The sequence below is a fragment of the Streptomyces sp. NPDC053673 genome (assembly GCF_055585225.1).
In genome coordinates this window covers 74,718-92,184 of sequence record NZ_JBVJKN010000013.1, presented here as the reverse complement: position 1 = coordinate 92,184, position 17,467 = coordinate 74,718, and the positions used below count along the sequence as shown (strand labels likewise).

Here is a 17,467-nt window from a genome sequence, read left to right as displayed (position 1 = left end):
CGGGGCCGGGCCCCGGTGGGCTGCCACAGCCGTGGCAGCCCACCGGGGCCGCGCGGTCTCACTTGACCGAGCCCGCCATCACTCCCTGGACGAAGTGCCGCTGGAAGGCGAAGAACACCACGACCGGCACGATCAGGGAAAGGAACGCGCCCGGTGCCAGGACGTCGATGTTGCTGCCGAACTGGCGTACCTGGGACTGCAGCTCCACGGTGAGCGGCTGGGAGGAACTGTCGGCGAAGAGCAGCGCCACCAGCATGTCGTTCCACACCCAGAGGAACTGGAAGATCGCCAGGCTCGCGATGGCCGGGCGGCCCACCGGCAGCACCAGCCGGGTGAAGATCCGCCACTCGCTGCCGCCGTCCATCCGCGCCGCCTCCAGCATCTCCCGCGGAATGTCGGCGAAGTAGTTCCGCAGCAGGAAGATGGCGAACGGCAGCCCGTACGCGACGTGGAAGAGCACCACACCCGGGATCGTGCCGAACAGCCCCAGCTGACCGAAGAGTTTCGCGACCGGCAGCAGACCGACCTGGACCGGCACCACCAGCAGCGCCACCACGAGCAGGAACAGCCAGTCCCGGCCGGGGAACTCCAGCCAGGCGAAGGCATATCCGGCGAGCGCCGCGATGGCGATGACCAGAGCGGTCGCGGGCACCGAGATCAGCACGGTGTTCCAGAACGCCTGAGTGATCCCGGCGTTGCCCAGCAGCGCCGAGTAGTTGTCGAAGGACAGCTGCCCGGGACCGGTCAGGGTGGTCCACCAGCCGCTGCTCGCATTGTCCTGCGCCGAGCGCATCGAGGAGAGCAGCAGACCGGCGAGCGGGGTGATCCAGACGAGGCCGATGACGACCAGGAACGCCTGGACCAGACCGTTGCCGAGCCAGCGGCCGAGCCGGCCCCTGGACCGCGGGCGCAGGGGCGCGGCGACGGCTCCCGGCTCCTTCGCCACGGTCCGGGCGGGGGTGGTGACGGTCATGACTGACTCCTGCGGAAGCGGCGGACGTTGAAGACCATGGCCGGGATCACCAGCAGCAGGAGCAGGACGCCGAGCGCGCTGCCGAGCCCCTGGTTGTTGCCGCCGCCGAAGGAGACCAGCCACATCTGGGTGGCCAGCACCGTGGCGTCCTCCTGCACCGGACCCGGCGCGATGATGTAGACGAGGTCGAAGACCTTCATCACGTTGATCACCAGGGTCACGAAGACCACGGTCAGGATCGGCGCGAGCAGGGGCACGGTGATCCTGCGGAAGACCTGCCACTCGTTCGCGCCGTCCATCCGGGCCGCTTCGAGCGCATCGCGCGGAAGGGAGGACAGCCCGGCGCCGATGAGCACCATGGCGAAGCCGGTCCAGATCCACAGATACGCGCCGATGATGGCCGGCGTGACCAGGGCCGGGCCGAGCCAGGAGACACCCTCGTAGGGCTGGGCGAAGTTCTCCGCGGGCAGCCGGACGGTGTACGCGCCCGGGTCGAGAGCCGGGAAGCGGAAGGAACCGTCGGCCGCGGTGGTGACGGTGGCGACCGTCCTGCCGTCCCGCACCGCCTCGACCGTCATCTCCGGCAGTCCGCTCTCGGCCGTGTCGACCTGGCCCTGCTCGCCGCCTCCGCCCGGCGTGAAGTCCAGGTAGACGACGCCGAGCAGTTCGCGCCCGGCCGCCTTCCGGGAGGCCGCCTCGTACGCGGGTTCCGCGCCGGCGGGCAGCTCCTTCGGCTTCACACCGACGAGTCCGAGGCTGACCGTGGAGCCGGGCGACACCGCTTCGGCCGTCGTGTACGACCCGTCCGGGCCCTTGGCCAGACCCTGGCCGTCCCGGGCGCGGGCGGTCGGATACGAGGACGTGCCCGTGAACGAGTCGTGCACACCGACGACCGCGGCGTTCAGTACGCCCTTGTCGGGGTCCTCCTCGTACGCGAGGCGGAAGATGATGCCGGCCGCGAGGAAGGAGACCGCCATCGGCATGAACAGCAGCAGCTTGAACGCGGTGGCCCAGCGGACCTTCTCCACCAGCACGGCGAGGATCAGCCCGAGCCCGGTGAGCAGCGTCGGGGCGACGACGACCCAGATGGCGCTGTTGCGGATGGCCTTGAGGGTCGCCGGGTCGCGGAACATCTGGGTGTAGTTCTCGCCGCCGACGAAGCGTGTACCGCTTGCGTCGAAGAAGCTGCGGCCCACCGAGAACAGCACGGGGTAGACGACGAGTGCGCCGAGCAACAGCAGTGCCGGCAGCACGAAGACCAGAGCGATGACCCGCCGGCGCCGCTGGGCGCGGCGCCGGGGGTTCGCGGATCCGGCGAGCGGCGGGCTCGTCGGTCCGGGGGTGGGGGTGGCGACAGCGGTCATGACCTCAGCCCTTGTAGGCCTTGGCCGCCGCGTCCTCGAGCTTGGCTGCGGTGGCCTTGGGGTCCGACGGGTCGCGCAGGAAGTCCTGGAGCAGTTTCCACTCGCCCGCGCCCTTGGTGCCGCCGAAGGCGGCCGGGGCCTGGTCGGACATGTCGAAGCGGACGGAATCGGCGGCCTCGATCAGCGACTTGGCGGTCTGACGAGTGGTGTCGTCGCCGTACGACGCGAGGTCGAGCTTCTTGTTCGGGGACAGGAAGCCGCCCGTCTTCGCCCAGACGGCAGCCGCCTCGGGGGTCGCCAGATACTCCACGAGAGCCATGGCGGCCTTCTGGTTCTTGCCGTCCTTCAGAACGACGGCGGCGTCACCGCCACTGACGACGGGCGCCTTGCCGCCGTCGACGGCCGGGAAGGGGAAGAAGGCGGCGTCCTCGCCGATCTTCTTGCCGAACTGGTCCTTGGCGACACCGGCCACGAAGTCGCCCTCGTAGACCATCGCCGCCTCGGGGTCGGGGCCGAAGACCTTCTCGACCGAGCCGGGGAAGTCGGTGCCGAGCGCGCCCTTCTGGCCGCCCGCGATCAGCTGCTTGTCGGCGAAGAGCTTGCCGAGGGTGGTGAGCGCCTGCACCACGCTGGGGTCGGTCCACTTGAGCGTGTGCGTGGCGAGCAGGTCGTACTTCTCGGGGCCGGCCTGGGAGAGGTAGATGTTCTCGAACCAGTCGGTCAGCGTCCAGCCGTCCTCACCGGCGACCGCGAAGGCGGGCAGCCCGGAGTCCGAGACGGTGCGGCCCGCCTTGAGCATGTCCGCGTACGACTTCGGCGGCTTGACCCCCGCCTGGTCGAGGGCGTCCGGGCTGTACCAGACGGTCGACTTGTGGGCGGCCTTGAAGTAGAGGCCGTAGAACTTGCCGCCCACGGTCCCGTACGACTTCCACGCGCTGGCGAAGTTGCTCTCGACGGCCTTCGCGGTGGTGTCGGAGAGCGGCTTGAGCCAGCCCTTGTCGGCGAACTGCTGGAGCACACCCACCTGCGGGACCATCACCACGTCCGGGGCGTTGCCGCCCTCGATCTTGCTGCCGACGACGGTGGAGACGTTGTCACCGGTGGACACGAACTGGGTCTTGGCACCGGTCTTGGCGGTGAAGGCGTCCAGCACCTTCTGGAAGTTCTTCTGCTCGGCACCGGACCAGACGCCGGCGACGTTGACCGTCTGGCCGGCCAGCGACTTGTCACCGCCGCCCGCGGGGGTGACGGGGCCGCCGCCGCAGGCGGTCGCGCCGAGGGCGAGGGCCAGGGCCGTGCAGCTCGCAAGCATGAAGCGTCGTTGCGTCATCGTTGATCTTCCTTCTGGAACCGGGGAATTGACGGGCTTTCGGACGGTGGGGATCACGGGTTGGTGGAGTCGCTGATCCACCAGGCGGCGGTGGATCCGGGCAGTACGCCGTTGGGACAGGGCCCGCTGGACAGCAGTGGGGCACCCGAGACGGGGGCGGGCACCGGCGCGGTGTCGAAGTTGACGGCACAGACGAGCCCGTCGCCGCGGACGAAGGCAAGGACACCGGGTGGCGTGTCCAGCCAGCGCAGGGTGCCTTCGCCCAGCTGTGGCAGCCCACGGCGCAGCTGCAGCCCGTCGCGGTAGAGGTGCCAGAACGAGCGGGTGTCGGCCAGCGCGCGGTCGGTGGCGTGCTCGGCGAACCAGCCCGGCTGCGGCAGCCAGGGCTTGGCTCCCTCGGCGCCGGAGGTGAAGCCGAACGGCGAGGCGTGACCCGACCACGGCAGTGGCACCCGGCAGCCGTCGCGGATGCGTGCCCGGCTGCCGGTGCGCCGGAAGATCGGGTCGGTGAGAACCTCGTCCGGCAGGTCCACGACCTCCGGCAGGCCCAGCTCCTCGCCCTGGTAGATGTACGCGGCACCGGGCAGCGCCAGCATCAGCAGCGCAGCGGCCCGGGCGCGGGCCGCGCCGAGGCCACTGCCCTCGGTGCCGGACTCGCCGTACCGGGTGACGGTACGGACCTGGTCATGGTTGTTGAGGACCCAGGTGACGGTGGAGCCGGTGCCCGCGATGTCCTGTATCGCCTCGGATATGACCTTGCGGAACGCGCTCGCATCCCAGGAGGCGCCGAGCAGGTCGAAGAAGAACGCCTGGTGCAGCTCGTCCGGGCGTACGTACTGGGCGTGTTCGCGCGCGGTCGGTACGGAGACCTCGCCGACCAGCAGCCGTTCCCGGCCGTCCCGGGCGGTGTACTCCTCGCACACGGACCGCCAGTGGCGCCACACCTCGTGCACCTCGGGCTGGTTCCAGGCGAGCGGGTTGACCGAGTCGCGGGTGCGCGCGTCGGCCTCGGGGTCCGGCGAGTCGGGCAGCTCCGGGTGCTTGAACAGTCCGGCGGCCACGTCGATACGGAAACCGTCGACGCCGCGGTCCAGCCAGAAGCGCAGGGCGTGGTCGAAGTGGGTGCCGACCTCGGGGTTGCGCCAGTTCAGGTCGGGCTGCTCGGGCGTGAACATGTGGAGGTACCACTGGCCGGGGCTGCCGTCCGGCTCGGTGACCCGGCTCCAGGCCGGACCGCCGAACATCGCGTGCCAGTTGTTCGGCGGCACGTCGCCGCCCGGGCCGCGACCCTCGGCGAAGTGGAAGCGGGCGCGTGCCGCGCTGCCGGGGCCCTCGGCGAGCGCCTCGCGGAACCAGTCGTGCTCGCTGGAGCAGTGGTTGGGGACGATGTCCAGGAGCACCTTGATGCCGAGCCGGTGCGCGTCGGCGATGAGGAGACCGAACTCGGCGAGGTCGCCGAAGACCGGATCCACGTCGCAGTAGTCGGCGACGTCGTAGCCGTGGTCGTGCTGCGGCGAGGGGTAGAAGGGGCTCAGCCATATGCCGTCGACGCCGAGCTTCTTGAGGTACGGCAGTCCGGCACGGACGCCGGCCAGATCGCCGATTCCGTCCCCGGTGCTGTCCAGGAAGCTGCGGACGTACACCTGGTAGATCACCGCGTCGCGCCACCAGCGGTGCGTGAGGCGGTGCGAGAGGCCGTCGCCGGCCGGGGCTGTGAGCGTCACCCGTTGACCTGTTTCTGCGTGAAGGGGTGCCCGCGACCAGAAGGTCAGCGGTTATGCATGCATGTTAAGTAGGAGTTTCGAGAAGGTGTCAACGGTCGTGCAGAAACAACAGGAGAGTTGAGCTTAATGTCCCGATTTGCCCGCACTGCTTGAGTCCAGCGCGATGTGATGTCGTTACCTAACAGGTAGGTAGAGCGAGAAAGTGTGAGGGGAGAAGGAGATCAGCCGCGGCGTGTGACGGCCGCAAGCTCCGTGGCCAGCCTGCGCACCGCTGCCGCGGGGTCCTGGTGCTGCGCCATCGCGTCGTGGACGACGGCCTGCACCACGAGGCTCACCTGTTCGTACCGCGCGCTCTTGGGCCGCGGCGCGGCCGCCAGCACGCTCGCCCGCAGCGCCGGCAGGTACGGGAAGGCCCGCACCAGCTCCGGGTCCCGGTACAGGGCTGCCCGGACGGGCGGCAGCGCGCCCTCCGTGAGAACCTTCCGCTGCACCGGGGCGCTGGTGAGATACGCGATCAGGTCGCCGGCGGACTCAGGGTGCCGCGCATGCGCACTCACCGCGAGATTCGACCCGCCCAGGACGCTCGTGCCCGCCCCGTCGGGGCCGGGCAGGGGCACGGCGCCGAACTTCTCGGCGACCTTGGAGTCCTTGCCCGAGGCGCCCGCGTACGCGTACGGCCAGTTGCGCAGGAAGAGCAGCCGGCCGTCCTGGAAGGCCTGCCGGGACTCCTCCTCCTTGTAGGTCAGCGCTTCCTTCGGTATCCAGCCCTCACGTACCCCGCGGGCGAGGAATCCGAGGCCGGTGCGGGCTGCGGCCGAGTCCACGGTGACCCGGCCGTCGTCGCCCAGGATCGTGCCCCCGGCCGAGTAGACCGCCTCGGTGGCGTTGACCGTGAGGCCTTCGTACGGGAGGAACTGGCCCGCATAGCCCCCGACGCCGTACCGGGGCGCGATCGTGCGTGCCTGGCGCTCCAGCTCCGCCCACGTCCGCGGCGGAGGCTCGCCCTCCCGGTCGAGGATGTCCTTGCGGTAGTACAGCATCCCGGCATTCGTGACATAAGGGACGGCGTACAACTTCCCGTCGTATGTCGCCGTGTCCGCCACCGGCGGCAGGAAGCTCTTCAGCGCGAAACGGTCCGGGTCCAGCGGGGATATCCATCCCGCGGCGGCGAACTCCGAGGTCCAGGCGACATCGATGTTCAGGATGTCGAAGCGCCCGTCGCCCGATCGCAGTCCCGTGGTCATCTGCGCACGGGTCTCGTCGGCGGAGTCCGGCAGCTCGACGAGGGTGACCTTCTCGGTGGGATGACCGCGGTTCCAGCCTTCGAGCAGCGGACCGAGATAGCCCGTGAGATCCCCGGCCGTGGCCAGGGTCATGGGGCCGCGTCCGCCGCCCTGCGCCGAGCCCGCCGGAGAGCCGCCCGCCTGCGTGCCCGACGACACGTAACCGGTCAGGACGACCACCGCGACCAGGAGGCCCCTACCCGCGGCACGTATCCACCGCATAGGTTCCTCCCTGTACACCGGCGCCGGGCATCTTTGTCCTGCGTCAGGGCATGTATACCCGTTAGGCATGGGCGATACTAGGGCCCGTATCAGATTACGAGAGCGATCCGGGCCACATCACGGACCGCGGCGACGGCCGCTCTCGGCGCACAGGCGGACAACAGGGAGGAGGGGAGCACGCGTGCGTCTGACCCTCCTGGCTCTCCTCTCCCGGGGCCCCGCCCATGGCTACGAGCTCAAGCAGGACCTTGAGCAACTGTTGGGCGCCGCGTACCCTCAGCCGAACATCGGCCAGATATATGTGACACTCGGCCGACTGGAGAAGTCGGGACTGATCGAGGGCGAGGAAGTCGTCCAGACGAGCCGGCCCAACAAGAAGATCTACCGCCTCACCGACGCCGGGACGGAGGCGCTGCGCGCCTGGTTCGAGGAGACGGCGGACGAGCCGCGAGTCCGGGACGAGTTCTTCATGAAGCTCGCCCTGGCCCCGCGGACCGGACTCGCCGACCAGATCGCCCTCATCAACAAACAGCGACGCGAGTACCTCAACACCATGCGCAATCTGTCGAAGCTGTCCACGACCGAGAACCGGGACAACCGCATCGCCAACCTGCTGATCGAGGGAGCCATGCTGCATCTGCAGGCCGACCTCGACTGGCTGGAGCGCTGCCAGGAGGAGCTGGAGGGGCTGGAATGAGCCACCCCACCGAACAGGGAGCGCCCGGCCCGGTCCCCCTGCTGCGGGCCGAGGGCCTCGTCAAGACCCACCACGGCGAAGGCGCCCCGGCCCATGCCGTACGCGGAGTCGACCTGTCCGTGCGGCACGGCGAGTTCGTCGCCGTCAGCGGGCCCTCGGGCGCCGGGAAGTCGACGCTGCTGCATCTCCTCGGCGGGCTGCAGCGGCCGGACAGCGGCAGCATCTGGCTCGACGGCGAGCGCACCGACTCCTACAGCGAGGCCCGCTGGGCGATGGAGCGGCGGCGCCGGATCGGCATCGTCTTCCAGTTCTTCAACCTCGTGTCGAACCTGACGGTCGCCGACAACGTCGAACTCCCCGCCCTGCTGGCCGGCACCGGCCCCAGGCAGGCCCGCGCCGAACGCGAGAAGCTGCTCGCCGAACTGGGCCTGGAGGGCAAGGCGCGCAGCATGCCCGGCGAGCTGTCCGGCGGTGAGCAGCAGCGCGTCGCCCTGGCACGGGCGCTCGTCAACCATCCGCGGCTCCTGCTCGCCGACGAGCCCGCGGGCAGCCTCGACAGCAAGGGCACCCGCGAGGTGATGCGGCTGCTGTCCCGCTTCCACCAGCGCGGCCAGACCATCCTGCTGGTCACGCACGACGCACGCCTCGCCAGCGCCGCCGACCGTGTGATCAGCTTCTTCGACGGCCGGATAGCGGACGACGCCGAGCTCGGCGGCACACCTGCCCGGGGCACCGGACTGTCCGGCGTCCTCGAGCTGAAGGACTGACCCGTGCGGGCCACTCTGCGCTGGGCACACGCCGATCTGCGCACCCACCGCGGCGAGGCGCTGTTCATCGTCTCCGCCACCGCGGGAATCGTCGCCGCGCTGCTGCTGGCGGCCGCGCTCTTCGGTTACGCCACCAACCCCTGGCAGCGCGTCTTCGCCCAGTCCCACGGGGCGCACGTCTGGATCCACACCGGGCCGTCCGCCGACGCGGGCCGGCTCGCCGCCCTGGACGGCGTCGCCTCCGTGTCCGGCCCCTACCGCACCGCCTCCGCGACCGTGGCCTCGCGCGGCGCCCGGGCCACCGTGGAACTGCGCGGCGCGGACGCGGAACCGCCCGCCACCGGCCGCCCGCTGCTCACCTCCGGCCGGTGGCTCACGCCCGGCACCCCGGACGGCGTCGTCCTGGAGAGCAGCCTCGCCGGCGCTCTGGTCGCAGGGCCCGGCGACACCCTCACGCTGCCCGGTACCGGGCGCACGCTGACCGTCCTCGGCGTCGCCGACACCGCCGAGCCCCGCTACCGCCCCGGCGAGCGCTCCGGCACCGTCTGGGCCCTCCCCGCGGCCGTACGGCAGACGGACGGCCTGCCAGGACACGTCATCGGGCTGCTGCTCGCCGACCCCGGTGACACCGACTACGCCGTCCAGCGCGCCGTCACCGAACTCGGCGCCGGTGCCGTCACCGACGTCTCCAGCTGGCAACAGGCGCGCGCCGAGGCCCAGGGCGACACCAGACTGCTCGGCCAGGTCCTCGGGCTCTTCGGACTCGGCGCCCTGATCGCCGCCGCGCTCGCCGTCTTCGGCGCGATCAGCACCCGGGTGCGCGGCCACCTGAGGGACATCTCCGTCCTGAAGGCCATCGGCTTCACTCCCGGCCAGGTGGTGCGGGTCTTCCTCGTCCAGCACCTGGCGTTCGCCGCCCTCGGAGCCGTCGTGGCCACCGTGCTCACCGAGACTCTGGGCAGCCGCGTCCCCGGCAGGCTCGGCGAGGCGATCGGCGTCTGGCAGGGACTGCCGGGGCACACCGCCGCCCTGCTCGCGGTTCCCGTCGCCGCGGTGCTGTTCATCGGCGTCACCACCTGTCTCGCCGCATGGCGGGCCGGACGGGTGCCGCCGGTGCCCATGCTCCCCGCCGGGGCCGCCCCGGGCGGCCGGCTGTCGGCACCCGCCAGAAGGGCCCTCGGCCTGGGGCTGCCGCCCGCCCTGGTCCTCGGTTGGCACCGGGCCTTCACACGCGGTCCCAACGCCCCGGCCACCGTTCTCCGGCTGGCCCTGCCCCTGCTGCTGATCACCGTGGCAGTCAGCGCATGGACGACCATCGCCCGCTTCGACACCAAGCCGGAGGAGCTCGGGCTCGCCGCCGCCCTCACGGCCCGGGCGGACGTCACTCTCGGCGACCGGGAGGCCGCGGCCCTGCTCGACGCCGATCCCCGCGTCGCGGCCGCCCATCCGGGCGTGGAGGTCGCCGCCCTGGTCCCCGGCCAGACCGGGACCATCGCGCTGCGCGGACTGGGCACCCGCGAGCGGCCCTACCCGTTCACGGTGGCCGAGGGGCGGGCGGCACACGGCCCCGACGAGGCGGTGGCCGGACAGGGACTGCTCGACCTGCTCGGCGTCCGGGTCGGCGACTGGGTACGGATGACCGTCGGCGGACACCCGCAGATCCTGCACATAGTCGGCCGCAGCATCGAGCCGGAGAACGGCGGCCGCACCGTCTCCACCTCGCTCGACACCCTCCGGGAGAACGACCCGGAGCTGCGTGCGACCCTCTACCAGCTCCAGCTGCGCCCTGGCGCGGACCCGGCCGAGGTGCGCACCGCGCTGACGGACGCCTCACAGGGACGGCTCGACGTCCACGAGGTGACCAGCCCGGCCGACCGGCTCTCCCCGATGCGCGGGGTCGTGGCCGGTCTCATCGCCGTACTCGCCCTGATCGGGCTCACCGAGCTGTCGACGGCGATCGGCGGGAGCGTACGAGAGGGGGAGCGGGACCTGCTGGCACTGAAGGCGATCGGGCTGTCGCCGCGCCAGATCACCGCGGTCACCGTGACGGCCGTCGGCTGCACCGCGCTGGCCGCCGCCGTGGTGGGCGCGGCCCTGGGGGTGCCTCTCGCCCGCTGGCTGATCGACGCCGAGGGCCGCTCCAGCGGCATCGGCGCCGGCATCGCCCAGACGCCGTCCCCGCTCCTTCTGCTGCTGCTCGCGGCCGCCGCCGTACTGGGCGCGATCGCCCTCGCCGCGCTGCCCGCCGCCCGCGCCGCCCGCCGCAGACTCGTGGACACCCTCAGCGCTGTCGCCTGACGCGGTGTGGCCGGCGCCGCGTCAGGCGGGCTGCTCGCCCAGCTCTTCCGGCGGGGGCTGTCGAGTGACGATGAGGGGGCTGACGTCCTCCCGGACCGTGCGCTCGTTGATCACGACCTTGGCCACGTCCTCGCGGCTGGGGATGTCGTACATGATGGGCTGCAGCACGTTCTCCATGATTCCCCTCAGGCCGCGCGCGCCGGTGCCGCGCAGTATGGACATCTCGACGATGGCCTCGAGCGCGGACCGGCTGAACTCGAGCTCGACGCCGTCCATGTCGAAGAGTCGCTGGTACTGCTTCACGAGTGCGTTGCGCGGCTCGGTGAGGGTCTTCATCAGGGCGGCCTTGTCGAGGCTCGACACGCGCGCGATGACCGGGAGCCTGCCGATGAACTCCGGGATCAGTCCGAACTTGATCAGGTCGGCCGGCATCACCTTGGCGAAGACGTCCCCCTCCGCGGTCCCGTCGGTCCCGTCGGGGCGGTGGATCTCGGCGGCGAAGCCCATACCGCGCCGGCCGACCCGCTCGTCGATGACGGCCTCCAGGCCCGCGAACGCGCCGGCCACGATGAACAGCACGTTCGCCGTGTCGATCTGGATGAACTCCTGGTGGGGGTGCTTGCGGCCGCCTTGCGGGGGGACCGAGGCGGTCGTGCCCTCCAGGATCTTCAGCAGGGCCTGCTGCACCCCCTCGCCCGACACATCGCGGGTGATCGACAGGTTCTCGCTCTTACGCGCGATCTTGTCGATCTCGTCGATGTAGATGATGCCGGTCTCGGCGCGCTTCACGTCGTGGTCGGCGGCCTGGAGCAGCTTCAGCAGGATGTTCTCGACGTCCTCGCCCACGTATCCGGCCTCGGTGAGCGCGGTGGCGTCCGCGATGGCGAACGGCACGTTCAGCAGCCGCGCCAGGGTCTGGGCGAGGTAGGTCTTTCCGCAGCCGGTGGGTCCGAGCAGCAGGATGTTGGACTTGGCGACCTCGACGGGATCGTCGCCGTCCCCCATGCCGCGCACGCGCTTGTAGTGGTTGTAGACGGCCACCGCGAGCGATCGCTTGGCCGTCTCCTGGCCGACCACGTACTGGTCGAGGAACTGGTGGATCTCCGTCGGCTTGGGCAGCTCGTCGAGGCGGGCCTCCGTGACCTCGGCCGGCTCCTCCTCGATCAGCTCGTTGCAGAGTTCGACGCATTCATCGCAGATGTGCACGCCGGCGGGCCCGGCGATGAGCTTCCTCACCTGCTTCTGGCTCTTCCCGCAGAAAGAACACTTCAGCAGGTAGCCGTCCTCACCGATGCGTGCCATGAACGGGCCCAGCCCCCCTCCGGACGGTCTCGTCATCCAGATGGTACGTATTCCGGGCTGGGGGACGGCGGTGCAAGGGATGCCCCAGGTCACCCGGAGACTCCCGGGGACGCCCGGGGAGGCCCGGGGACGCTCGCGCGAGGCCTTTCCGCGCCCCGCGTGGCGCCGAAGGGCTCGGCGCCTGCCACGCCGCAGCGTCGGCGGACGGGGCCCCGACCCTGTCGACCGGTCGCCACGCCCAAGCGTACGGATCGCGCCGGATCGAGCGTCAGAGGACCTCACACGACCTCACACGACCTCAGAGGACCTCGCTGTCGAGGTCGAAGAGATCGAGCAGCGCCTCGCCGTCCGCGTCCGGCGGGACGCCCTCACCGGGCAGGGGCTGCTCCGCCCAGATGATCTTGCCTTCGGCGGTGTACCGGGTGCCCCACCGCTCGGCGATCTGGGCCACGAGGAACAGGCCACGGCCTCCCTCGTCCGTGGTGGCCGCGTACCGCAGATGCGGCGAGGTGCTGCTGCCGTCGGCGACCTCGCAGGTCAGGCCCTGGTCGTGGAGCAGCCGCACCCGGATCGGCTGGGTGCCGTAGCGAATGGCGTTGGTGAGCAGCTCGCTGAGGATGAGTTCGGTGCCGAACGCGAGATCGGACAGCCCCCAGTCCGACAGTGTCCTGCCCGCCGCGGCGCGCATCCCGGCGACGGCGCTGGGATCGGACGGCACACTCCACTCGGCGACCCGGTCGGGCCCCAGGGTGCGGGTGCGGGCGATGAGGAGAGCCACGTCGTCCTTCGGACGAGCGGGGAGCAGGGCGTCCAGCACCTCCCGGCAGCTCTCGTCCGGCGAACGGTCGGCATGGGCGAGAGCCTGGCGCAGCAGCTCGATACCGACGTCGATGTCCCGGGTGCGGTCCTCGATGAGCCCGTCGGTGTAGAAGACCAGCCGGCTGCCCTCCGCGATCTGCAGCTCAGCGGTCTCGAACGGCATGCCGCCGAGGCCCAGTGGCGGCCCGGCCGGGAGCTCGGGGAACTCCACGGTGCCGTCGGGGCTGACGACGGCGGGCAGCGGATGCCCGGCCCGGGCCATGGCACACGACCCGGAGACGGGGTCGTAGATCGCGTAGATACAGGTCGCCCCTGCCATCGCCGTACCGCCGTCGCTGCCCGTCTCGTCCTGGTCGATGCGTCCCACCAGTTCGTCGAGGTGACCGAGGAGTTCGTCAGGAGGCAGGTCGAGCGTGGAGAAGTTGTGCACCGCGGTGCGCAGCCGTCCCATGGTCGCGGCCGCGTGCAGGCCGTGACCGACGACGTCACCGACCACCAGTGCCACCCGGCTGCCCGGCAGCGGAATCACGTCGAACCAGTCGCCACCCACCCCGGACTGCGCGGGCAGATAGCGGTGCGCCACCTCGACGGCGCTCTGCTCGGGCAGGGCGCGCGGCAGCAGGCTGCGCTGCAGTGTCACGGCCAGGGCGTGCTCGCGGGTGTAGCGGCGGGCGTTGTCGACGGACACCGCGGCGCGGGCGACCAGCTCCTCGGCCAGGGACAGATCCTCGTCCTCGAACGGGCCGGGTTTCTCCGAGCGCCAGAAGTTGGCCACGCCCAGGACGACACCCCGGGCCTGGAGCGGCACCGTGATGAGGGAGTGAATGCCGTATTCGACGATCGCCTTCGTCCGCTCCGGGTCCTGGGCCCGCCAGCCCATTGCCTGGGACAGGTCCGTCACGACCTCCGCGCGTCCGCTGCCGAGCCCGCGGGCCTGCGGGGTCGAGGGGAGGAAGGCGATCAGCCGGCCGCGTTCGTAGAGGGGGTGGTCGTCCCGGATGCCGCTGACCGCGGTGCGGCGCATGTTCCCGCCCGCGCCGTTCGGCTCGTCCCCGTTGAGGACCGGGTCGGCGAGGTCGACGGTCACGAAGTCGGCGAAGGAGGGGACCGCGATGTCGGCCAGCTCCTCGGCCGTACGTGTGACATCGAGCGTCGTGCCGATGCCCACCCCGGCGTCGTACAGCAGCTTGAGGCGCTTCCGTGCGACCTCGGCCCGGCCCGTCAGGGCCTGGAGCTCCGTGGAGTCGCGGATGGTCGCGACCGTACCCATCGGACCGCCGGGGCCGTCGGTGGGCCGCTGGTTCACCACCAGCATCCGGTCTCGCGCGGCATGGACCTCGTCCGTGGCCGCGCGGCCGGAGGCCAGCAGCTCCGCGGTGGAGGGATCGAGGCCGTCCAGCTCCTGTACGGGCCGTCCCTCGGCGTCGGGGCCCAGCTCCAGCAGCCGTCTGGCCTCGTCATTGGCCAGCAGGAGTGTGCCGTCGCCGCCGACGATGACGACGCCTTCCCGTACGGCGTGCAGCACGGCGTCATGGTGTTCGTACATCCGGGTCATCTCGGCCGGACCGAGCCCGTGCGTCTGCCGCTTCAGGCGTCTGGTCGCCAGCGCGGTGCCGGTCGTGGCCAGGGCGAGGCCGGCCGCGCCGCTGCCGAGAATGACCGGCAGTTGCTGGTTGAGCGCCTGGGACGCGTTCTTGACGGTGAGACCGGCGGAGACCAGGGCCACGACCGAGCCGTTGGGATCGGTCACCGGGACCACTGCCTGCACCTCATGCCCGAGCGGTCCGTGGACGCTCTCGAGGAGAACTTCGCCCCTCAGCGACGGTTCGATGGTGCCGACGAAGCGCTTGCCGATCCGATCCGGCTTCGGATGCGTGTAGCGGATTCCCTTGGTGTCCATCACCACGATGAAGTCGACGCCCGCTGCTTTGCGGGTCTCCTCGGTGATCGGCTGGAGCACCTTGGCGGGATCGGGCGACTTGAGGACGTCCAGCAGTCCCGGAGACTGGGCGAACGTTTCCGCGACCGCGACCGAACGGTTCCGGGCCTCGCGGTCACTGTCGTGCCGGGTCTGGAGCACCAGCGCCAGGATCGCACCGAGCACAAGCAGGACCACGACCGCCACCTGGAGGACGAAGACCTGCCCGGCGACGCTCCTGGGGCGCTTGTCGATCAGTGGCCGAACCGACACGCCCCGCAATCGGTCGAAGCGCCTGATCACGCGTCCTTTCTAGCACCGCTGAGCCCAATCGGGCCATACGCGACGACATACGGTTACAGCGAGGTGCACATGAGATGCAGCGAGGTGGTGATCCGCTTGAGCGGTGTCTCCGGTGCCCCAGCGGGCGAGGCGGGCCGGTCAGGGGCAGCTGTAGGTGAAACCGGCTGCCGCCGTGTGGCGGCTGGGCGAGGTGATCCGCAGCTCGGCCCGGGCGTCGTAGGCGCCGTCGCCGTGGAACGTCCACAGCAGACGGAGGCGCGCCTGCCGCTGCCCGCGGGCCAGCCGCTCGCTCAGCTCCTCCGACGTGGTGCCGTCGTTGCGCACCCAGTGGTACGTCAGGCTGCCGGGCCGCCCGTCGGTGTCGACCAGGGCCGTGACGACGGCTGTGCCGTCGCAGCCCGGGCCGGCAGGGTCGGTCCCCACCGTCACGCCCCGGACGGCGAGCCCGGGCCCGTACCGCTGCCAGGCGAGGAAGCCGAGGACGGCGAGCAGCACCACGCCGGCCAGGGTGTAGCGGCGCAGCCCCGCGAGCCGGGACGTGCGGCGCCCCTGCGGCCGGGGCGTGCCGCCGGGAAGGGTGCCGTGCCAGACCGTGGTCGTGTTGTCCCGGTCGTACCGCTCACGGACGGCTGCCGTGACCCCCGGGCCGAACCGGAGCACCGTGCCCTCGACCGCGTCCGGGACCGGTTCCGGACGCTCGACCCAGTGGCTGGCCAGCGCCGTCGCGCTGTATTCGTCCTCGGGGTCCGGCCGGCCGGTGAAGGGGATGCGCGGATCGTTCATCCGACGGTGCACCTCCTGGTCAGGATCTCCTGCTGGGAACCACCGTTCGCGGCGGCCGGCGTGCTGCTCGCCAGGACCCTCCAGTAGCAGGCCCTGCTGTTCTGGAACATGTGCTCGACGGTGAGGGTGTACTGGGTGGCGCCGCTGCGTTCGAAGGTGTCGGCGGGGCCGTCCGGTGTGCCGGGGCCGCCCTTGGCCTGGGCGGTGGCCCAGTCCAGCGTGATGGTCACGGGGCCGGTCCCGTCGGTGACGATGTCCACGGTCGTGGTGGCGGTCGTCGAGCCGGTCTGGCGCAGCGAGCTGACGGACACGGAGGTGACGGTCACCGCGGGCGGCTCCGGCGTCACGGGCGGATCGGAAACGGCCGGCGGTTCGGAAACTGCCGGCGGTTCGGACGCCGTGACCGGTGGCGCGGACGGGCCAGGATCCCCGGAGGAGGGTGCGGGGTCCGGCCCGGTGGCGCTCGGGGTCGGTGCCGGCGAGACGGAGGCGGTCGGCGAAGGGCTCACCGTCGGCGGGGCCGACAGCGCCGGGGACGCCTCGTCCGGCGGCACGGCACTGGTGGTGGCGACCGCCTGTGCCGTCGTACGCACCGGAGCCTCACCGGTGGCCCGGGCGGCGATGACCAGCACGAGTCCCAGTACGAGGGCGAGCGACGCGGCGAACAGCCCCTGCTTGCCCGGCCGCAGACCGCCGAGCCGGTGGCCGCGACCCAGCGAGGTCGTCGCCCGTGCCGAGGCCCCCGCGGGCGGTGGTCCCGCCGAGGGGAACATCAGCGGCAACAGCGCCGCCAGCGCGGCGAGTTTCCGCTGGCCGCGCTCCTCCCACTGCGGGCCGTAGGCCGCGCAGGCGGTCTCCTCCAGCTCCGCCACGAACGCCTCGGCGTTCTCCGGCCGATGCTCGGGTTGCTTCGCCAGTCCGCGCCGGATCAGCGGACGCAGCTGCTCGGGCACCTCCGCCTCCGGCACGGGCGCGCTGGTGTGCTGCAGTGCCAGCTCGGCGAAGTTCTGCCCGGTGTAGGGCTTGCGGCCGGTCACGCACTCGAAGAACGTCGCCGTCGCGGCGTACACGTCGGCAGCGGGGGAGGCCGGCTGCCCACTCCACTGTTCCGGCGCCATGTACGCGGGAGTGCCCGCCACCCCGGGGGTCGTACCGCGGCTCGCGGCGATGCCGAAATCCACGAGCTTGGACGAACCGTCCGCCGCCACCAGCACGTTCTCCGGCTTGTAGTCCCGGTGCACCACACCCGCCCGGTGCGCCGCCGCGAGTCCCAGCAGTGACCCCTTCAGGACCACGAGAGCGGGCTCAGGGCCCGTGCTCCCCTCCCTGGCGAGGAGGGCGCGCAGGGCGATGCCGTCGACCAGCTCCATGACGATGGCCGCACCGTCCGGCGCCTCGACGTACTCGTACAGCCGCACGACATGAGGCGTGTCCAGCTCGCCGAGGAGCTGCGCCTCCGAACGGAACACCCGCACGAAACCCTCGTCGCGGCGCATCCGCTCACTGAGGTACTTGACGGCGACCGGCGTGCCCGTCGCGTCGTGGACGGCGAGCACGACACGCCCGCTGCCGCCCGAACCGAGTTCCCTGGTCTCCGTGTATCCGGGGACCGCCCATCCGTTCATCCCGCCCCCTGGGTCCTCTCCGGTCTGATCGACCGGACAGGACCTGGTCCTGTCCGGCC

The 17,467-nt window shown here is 71.3% G+C and carries 12 protein-coding genes; 3 read left to right on the top strand and 9 right to left on the bottom strand.

What is annotated here, in order from left to right; translation table 11 throughout:
- Positions 1–58 precede the first annotated feature (58 nt).
- The 5 genes from ACZ6ZQ_RS20010 to ACZ6ZQ_RS19990 form a co-directional block, all read right to left on the bottom strand.
- Positions 59–973 carry a carbohydrate ABC transporter permease gene (locus tag ACZ6ZQ_RS20010; RefSeq protein ID WP_469769839.1) on the bottom strand — a complete coding sequence of 305 codons (915 nt, stop codon included), beginning with the start codon at positions 971–973 and terminating at the stop codon, positions 59–61.
- Positions 970–2,337 (bottom strand): ABC transporter permease subunit, encoded by a 1,368-nt coding sequence (locus ACZ6ZQ_RS20005; RefSeq protein WP_469769838.1) that lies wholly within the window; start codon positions 2,335–2,337, stop codon positions 970–972. The genes ACZ6ZQ_RS20010 and ACZ6ZQ_RS20005 overlap by 4 nt, the downstream gene beginning before the upstream one ends.
- A gap of 4 nt (positions 2,338–2,341) precedes the next feature.
- Positions 2,342–3,649 carry an ABC transporter substrate-binding protein gene (locus ACZ6ZQ_RS20000; protein WP_469769931.1) on the bottom strand — a complete coding sequence of 436 codons (1,308 nt, stop codon included), beginning with the start codon at positions 3,647–3,649 and terminating at the stop codon, positions 2,342–2,344.
- A gap of 71 nt (positions 3,650–3,720) precedes the next feature.
- Entirely contained in the window at positions 3,721–5,391 is a 1,671-nt protein-coding gene (locus ACZ6ZQ_RS19995) for a glycoside hydrolase family 13 protein (protein ID WP_469769837.1), read from the bottom strand.
- A gap of 221 nt (positions 5,392–5,612) precedes the next feature.
- Complete coding sequence (locus tag ACZ6ZQ_RS19990) at positions 5,613–6,896, bottom strand: ABC transporter substrate-binding protein (protein WP_469769836.1); 1,284 nt, start codon at positions 6,894–6,896, stop codon at positions 5,613–5,615.
- Positions 6,897–7,077: 181 nt separating this feature from the next.
- Here ACZ6ZQ_RS19990 and ACZ6ZQ_RS19985 point away from each other — a divergent pair, with 181 nt between their 5' ends.
- From ACZ6ZQ_RS19985 to ACZ6ZQ_RS19975, 3 genes are read left to right on the top strand one after another with little or no spacing between them, the layout of a single operon-like run.
- A complete protein-coding gene (locus ACZ6ZQ_RS19985) occupies positions 7,078–7,593 on the top strand; it encodes a PadR family transcriptional regulator (protein WP_469769835.1) in 516 nt (171 codons plus the stop codon).
- Positions 7,590–8,360, top strand: coding sequence for an ABC transporter ATP-binding protein (locus ACZ6ZQ_RS19980; protein ID WP_469769834.1), 771 nt, complete (start codon positions 7,590–7,592; stop codon positions 8,358–8,360). Before ACZ6ZQ_RS19985 ends, ACZ6ZQ_RS19980 begins: the two co-directional genes overlap by 4 nt.
- 3 nt (positions 8,361–8,363) lie before the next feature.
- On the top strand, positions 8,364–10,658 hold the full coding sequence (locus ACZ6ZQ_RS19975; protein WP_469769833.1) for an ABC transporter permease: 2,295 nt from the start codon (positions 8,364–8,366) through the stop codon (positions 10,656–10,658).
- 21 nt (positions 10,659–10,679) lie between these two features.
- Here the strand turns inward: ACZ6ZQ_RS19975 and clpX are convergent, their stop codons facing one another.
- The 4 genes from clpX to ACZ6ZQ_RS19955 form a co-directional block, all read right to left on the bottom strand.
- The gene (gene clpX, locus ACZ6ZQ_RS19970) at positions 10,680–11,960 is read right to left on the bottom strand and encodes an ATP-dependent Clp protease ATP-binding subunit ClpX (protein ID WP_469769832.1); all 1,281 of its coding nucleotides are present in this window, start codon (positions 11,958–11,960) and stop codon (positions 10,680–10,682) included.
- Positions 11,961–12,258: 298 nt separating this feature from the next.
- Positions 12,259–14,970 (bottom strand): SpoIIE family protein phosphatase, encoded by a 2,712-nt coding sequence (locus ACZ6ZQ_RS19965; protein ID WP_469769831.1) that lies wholly within the window; start codon positions 14,968–14,970, stop codon positions 12,259–12,261.
- A 168-nt stretch (positions 14,971–15,138) separates the two neighbouring features.
- Positions 15,139–15,783, bottom strand: coding sequence for a hypothetical protein (locus ACZ6ZQ_RS19960; protein ID WP_469769830.1), 645 nt, complete (start codon positions 15,781–15,783; stop codon positions 15,139–15,141).
- A complete protein-coding gene (locus ACZ6ZQ_RS19955) occupies positions 15,780–17,408 on the bottom strand; it encodes a serine/threonine-protein kinase (protein WP_469769930.1) in 1,629 nt (542 codons plus the stop codon). Before ACZ6ZQ_RS19955 ends, ACZ6ZQ_RS19960 begins: the two co-directional genes overlap by 4 nt.
- Positions 17,409–17,467: the final 59 nt, after the last annotated feature.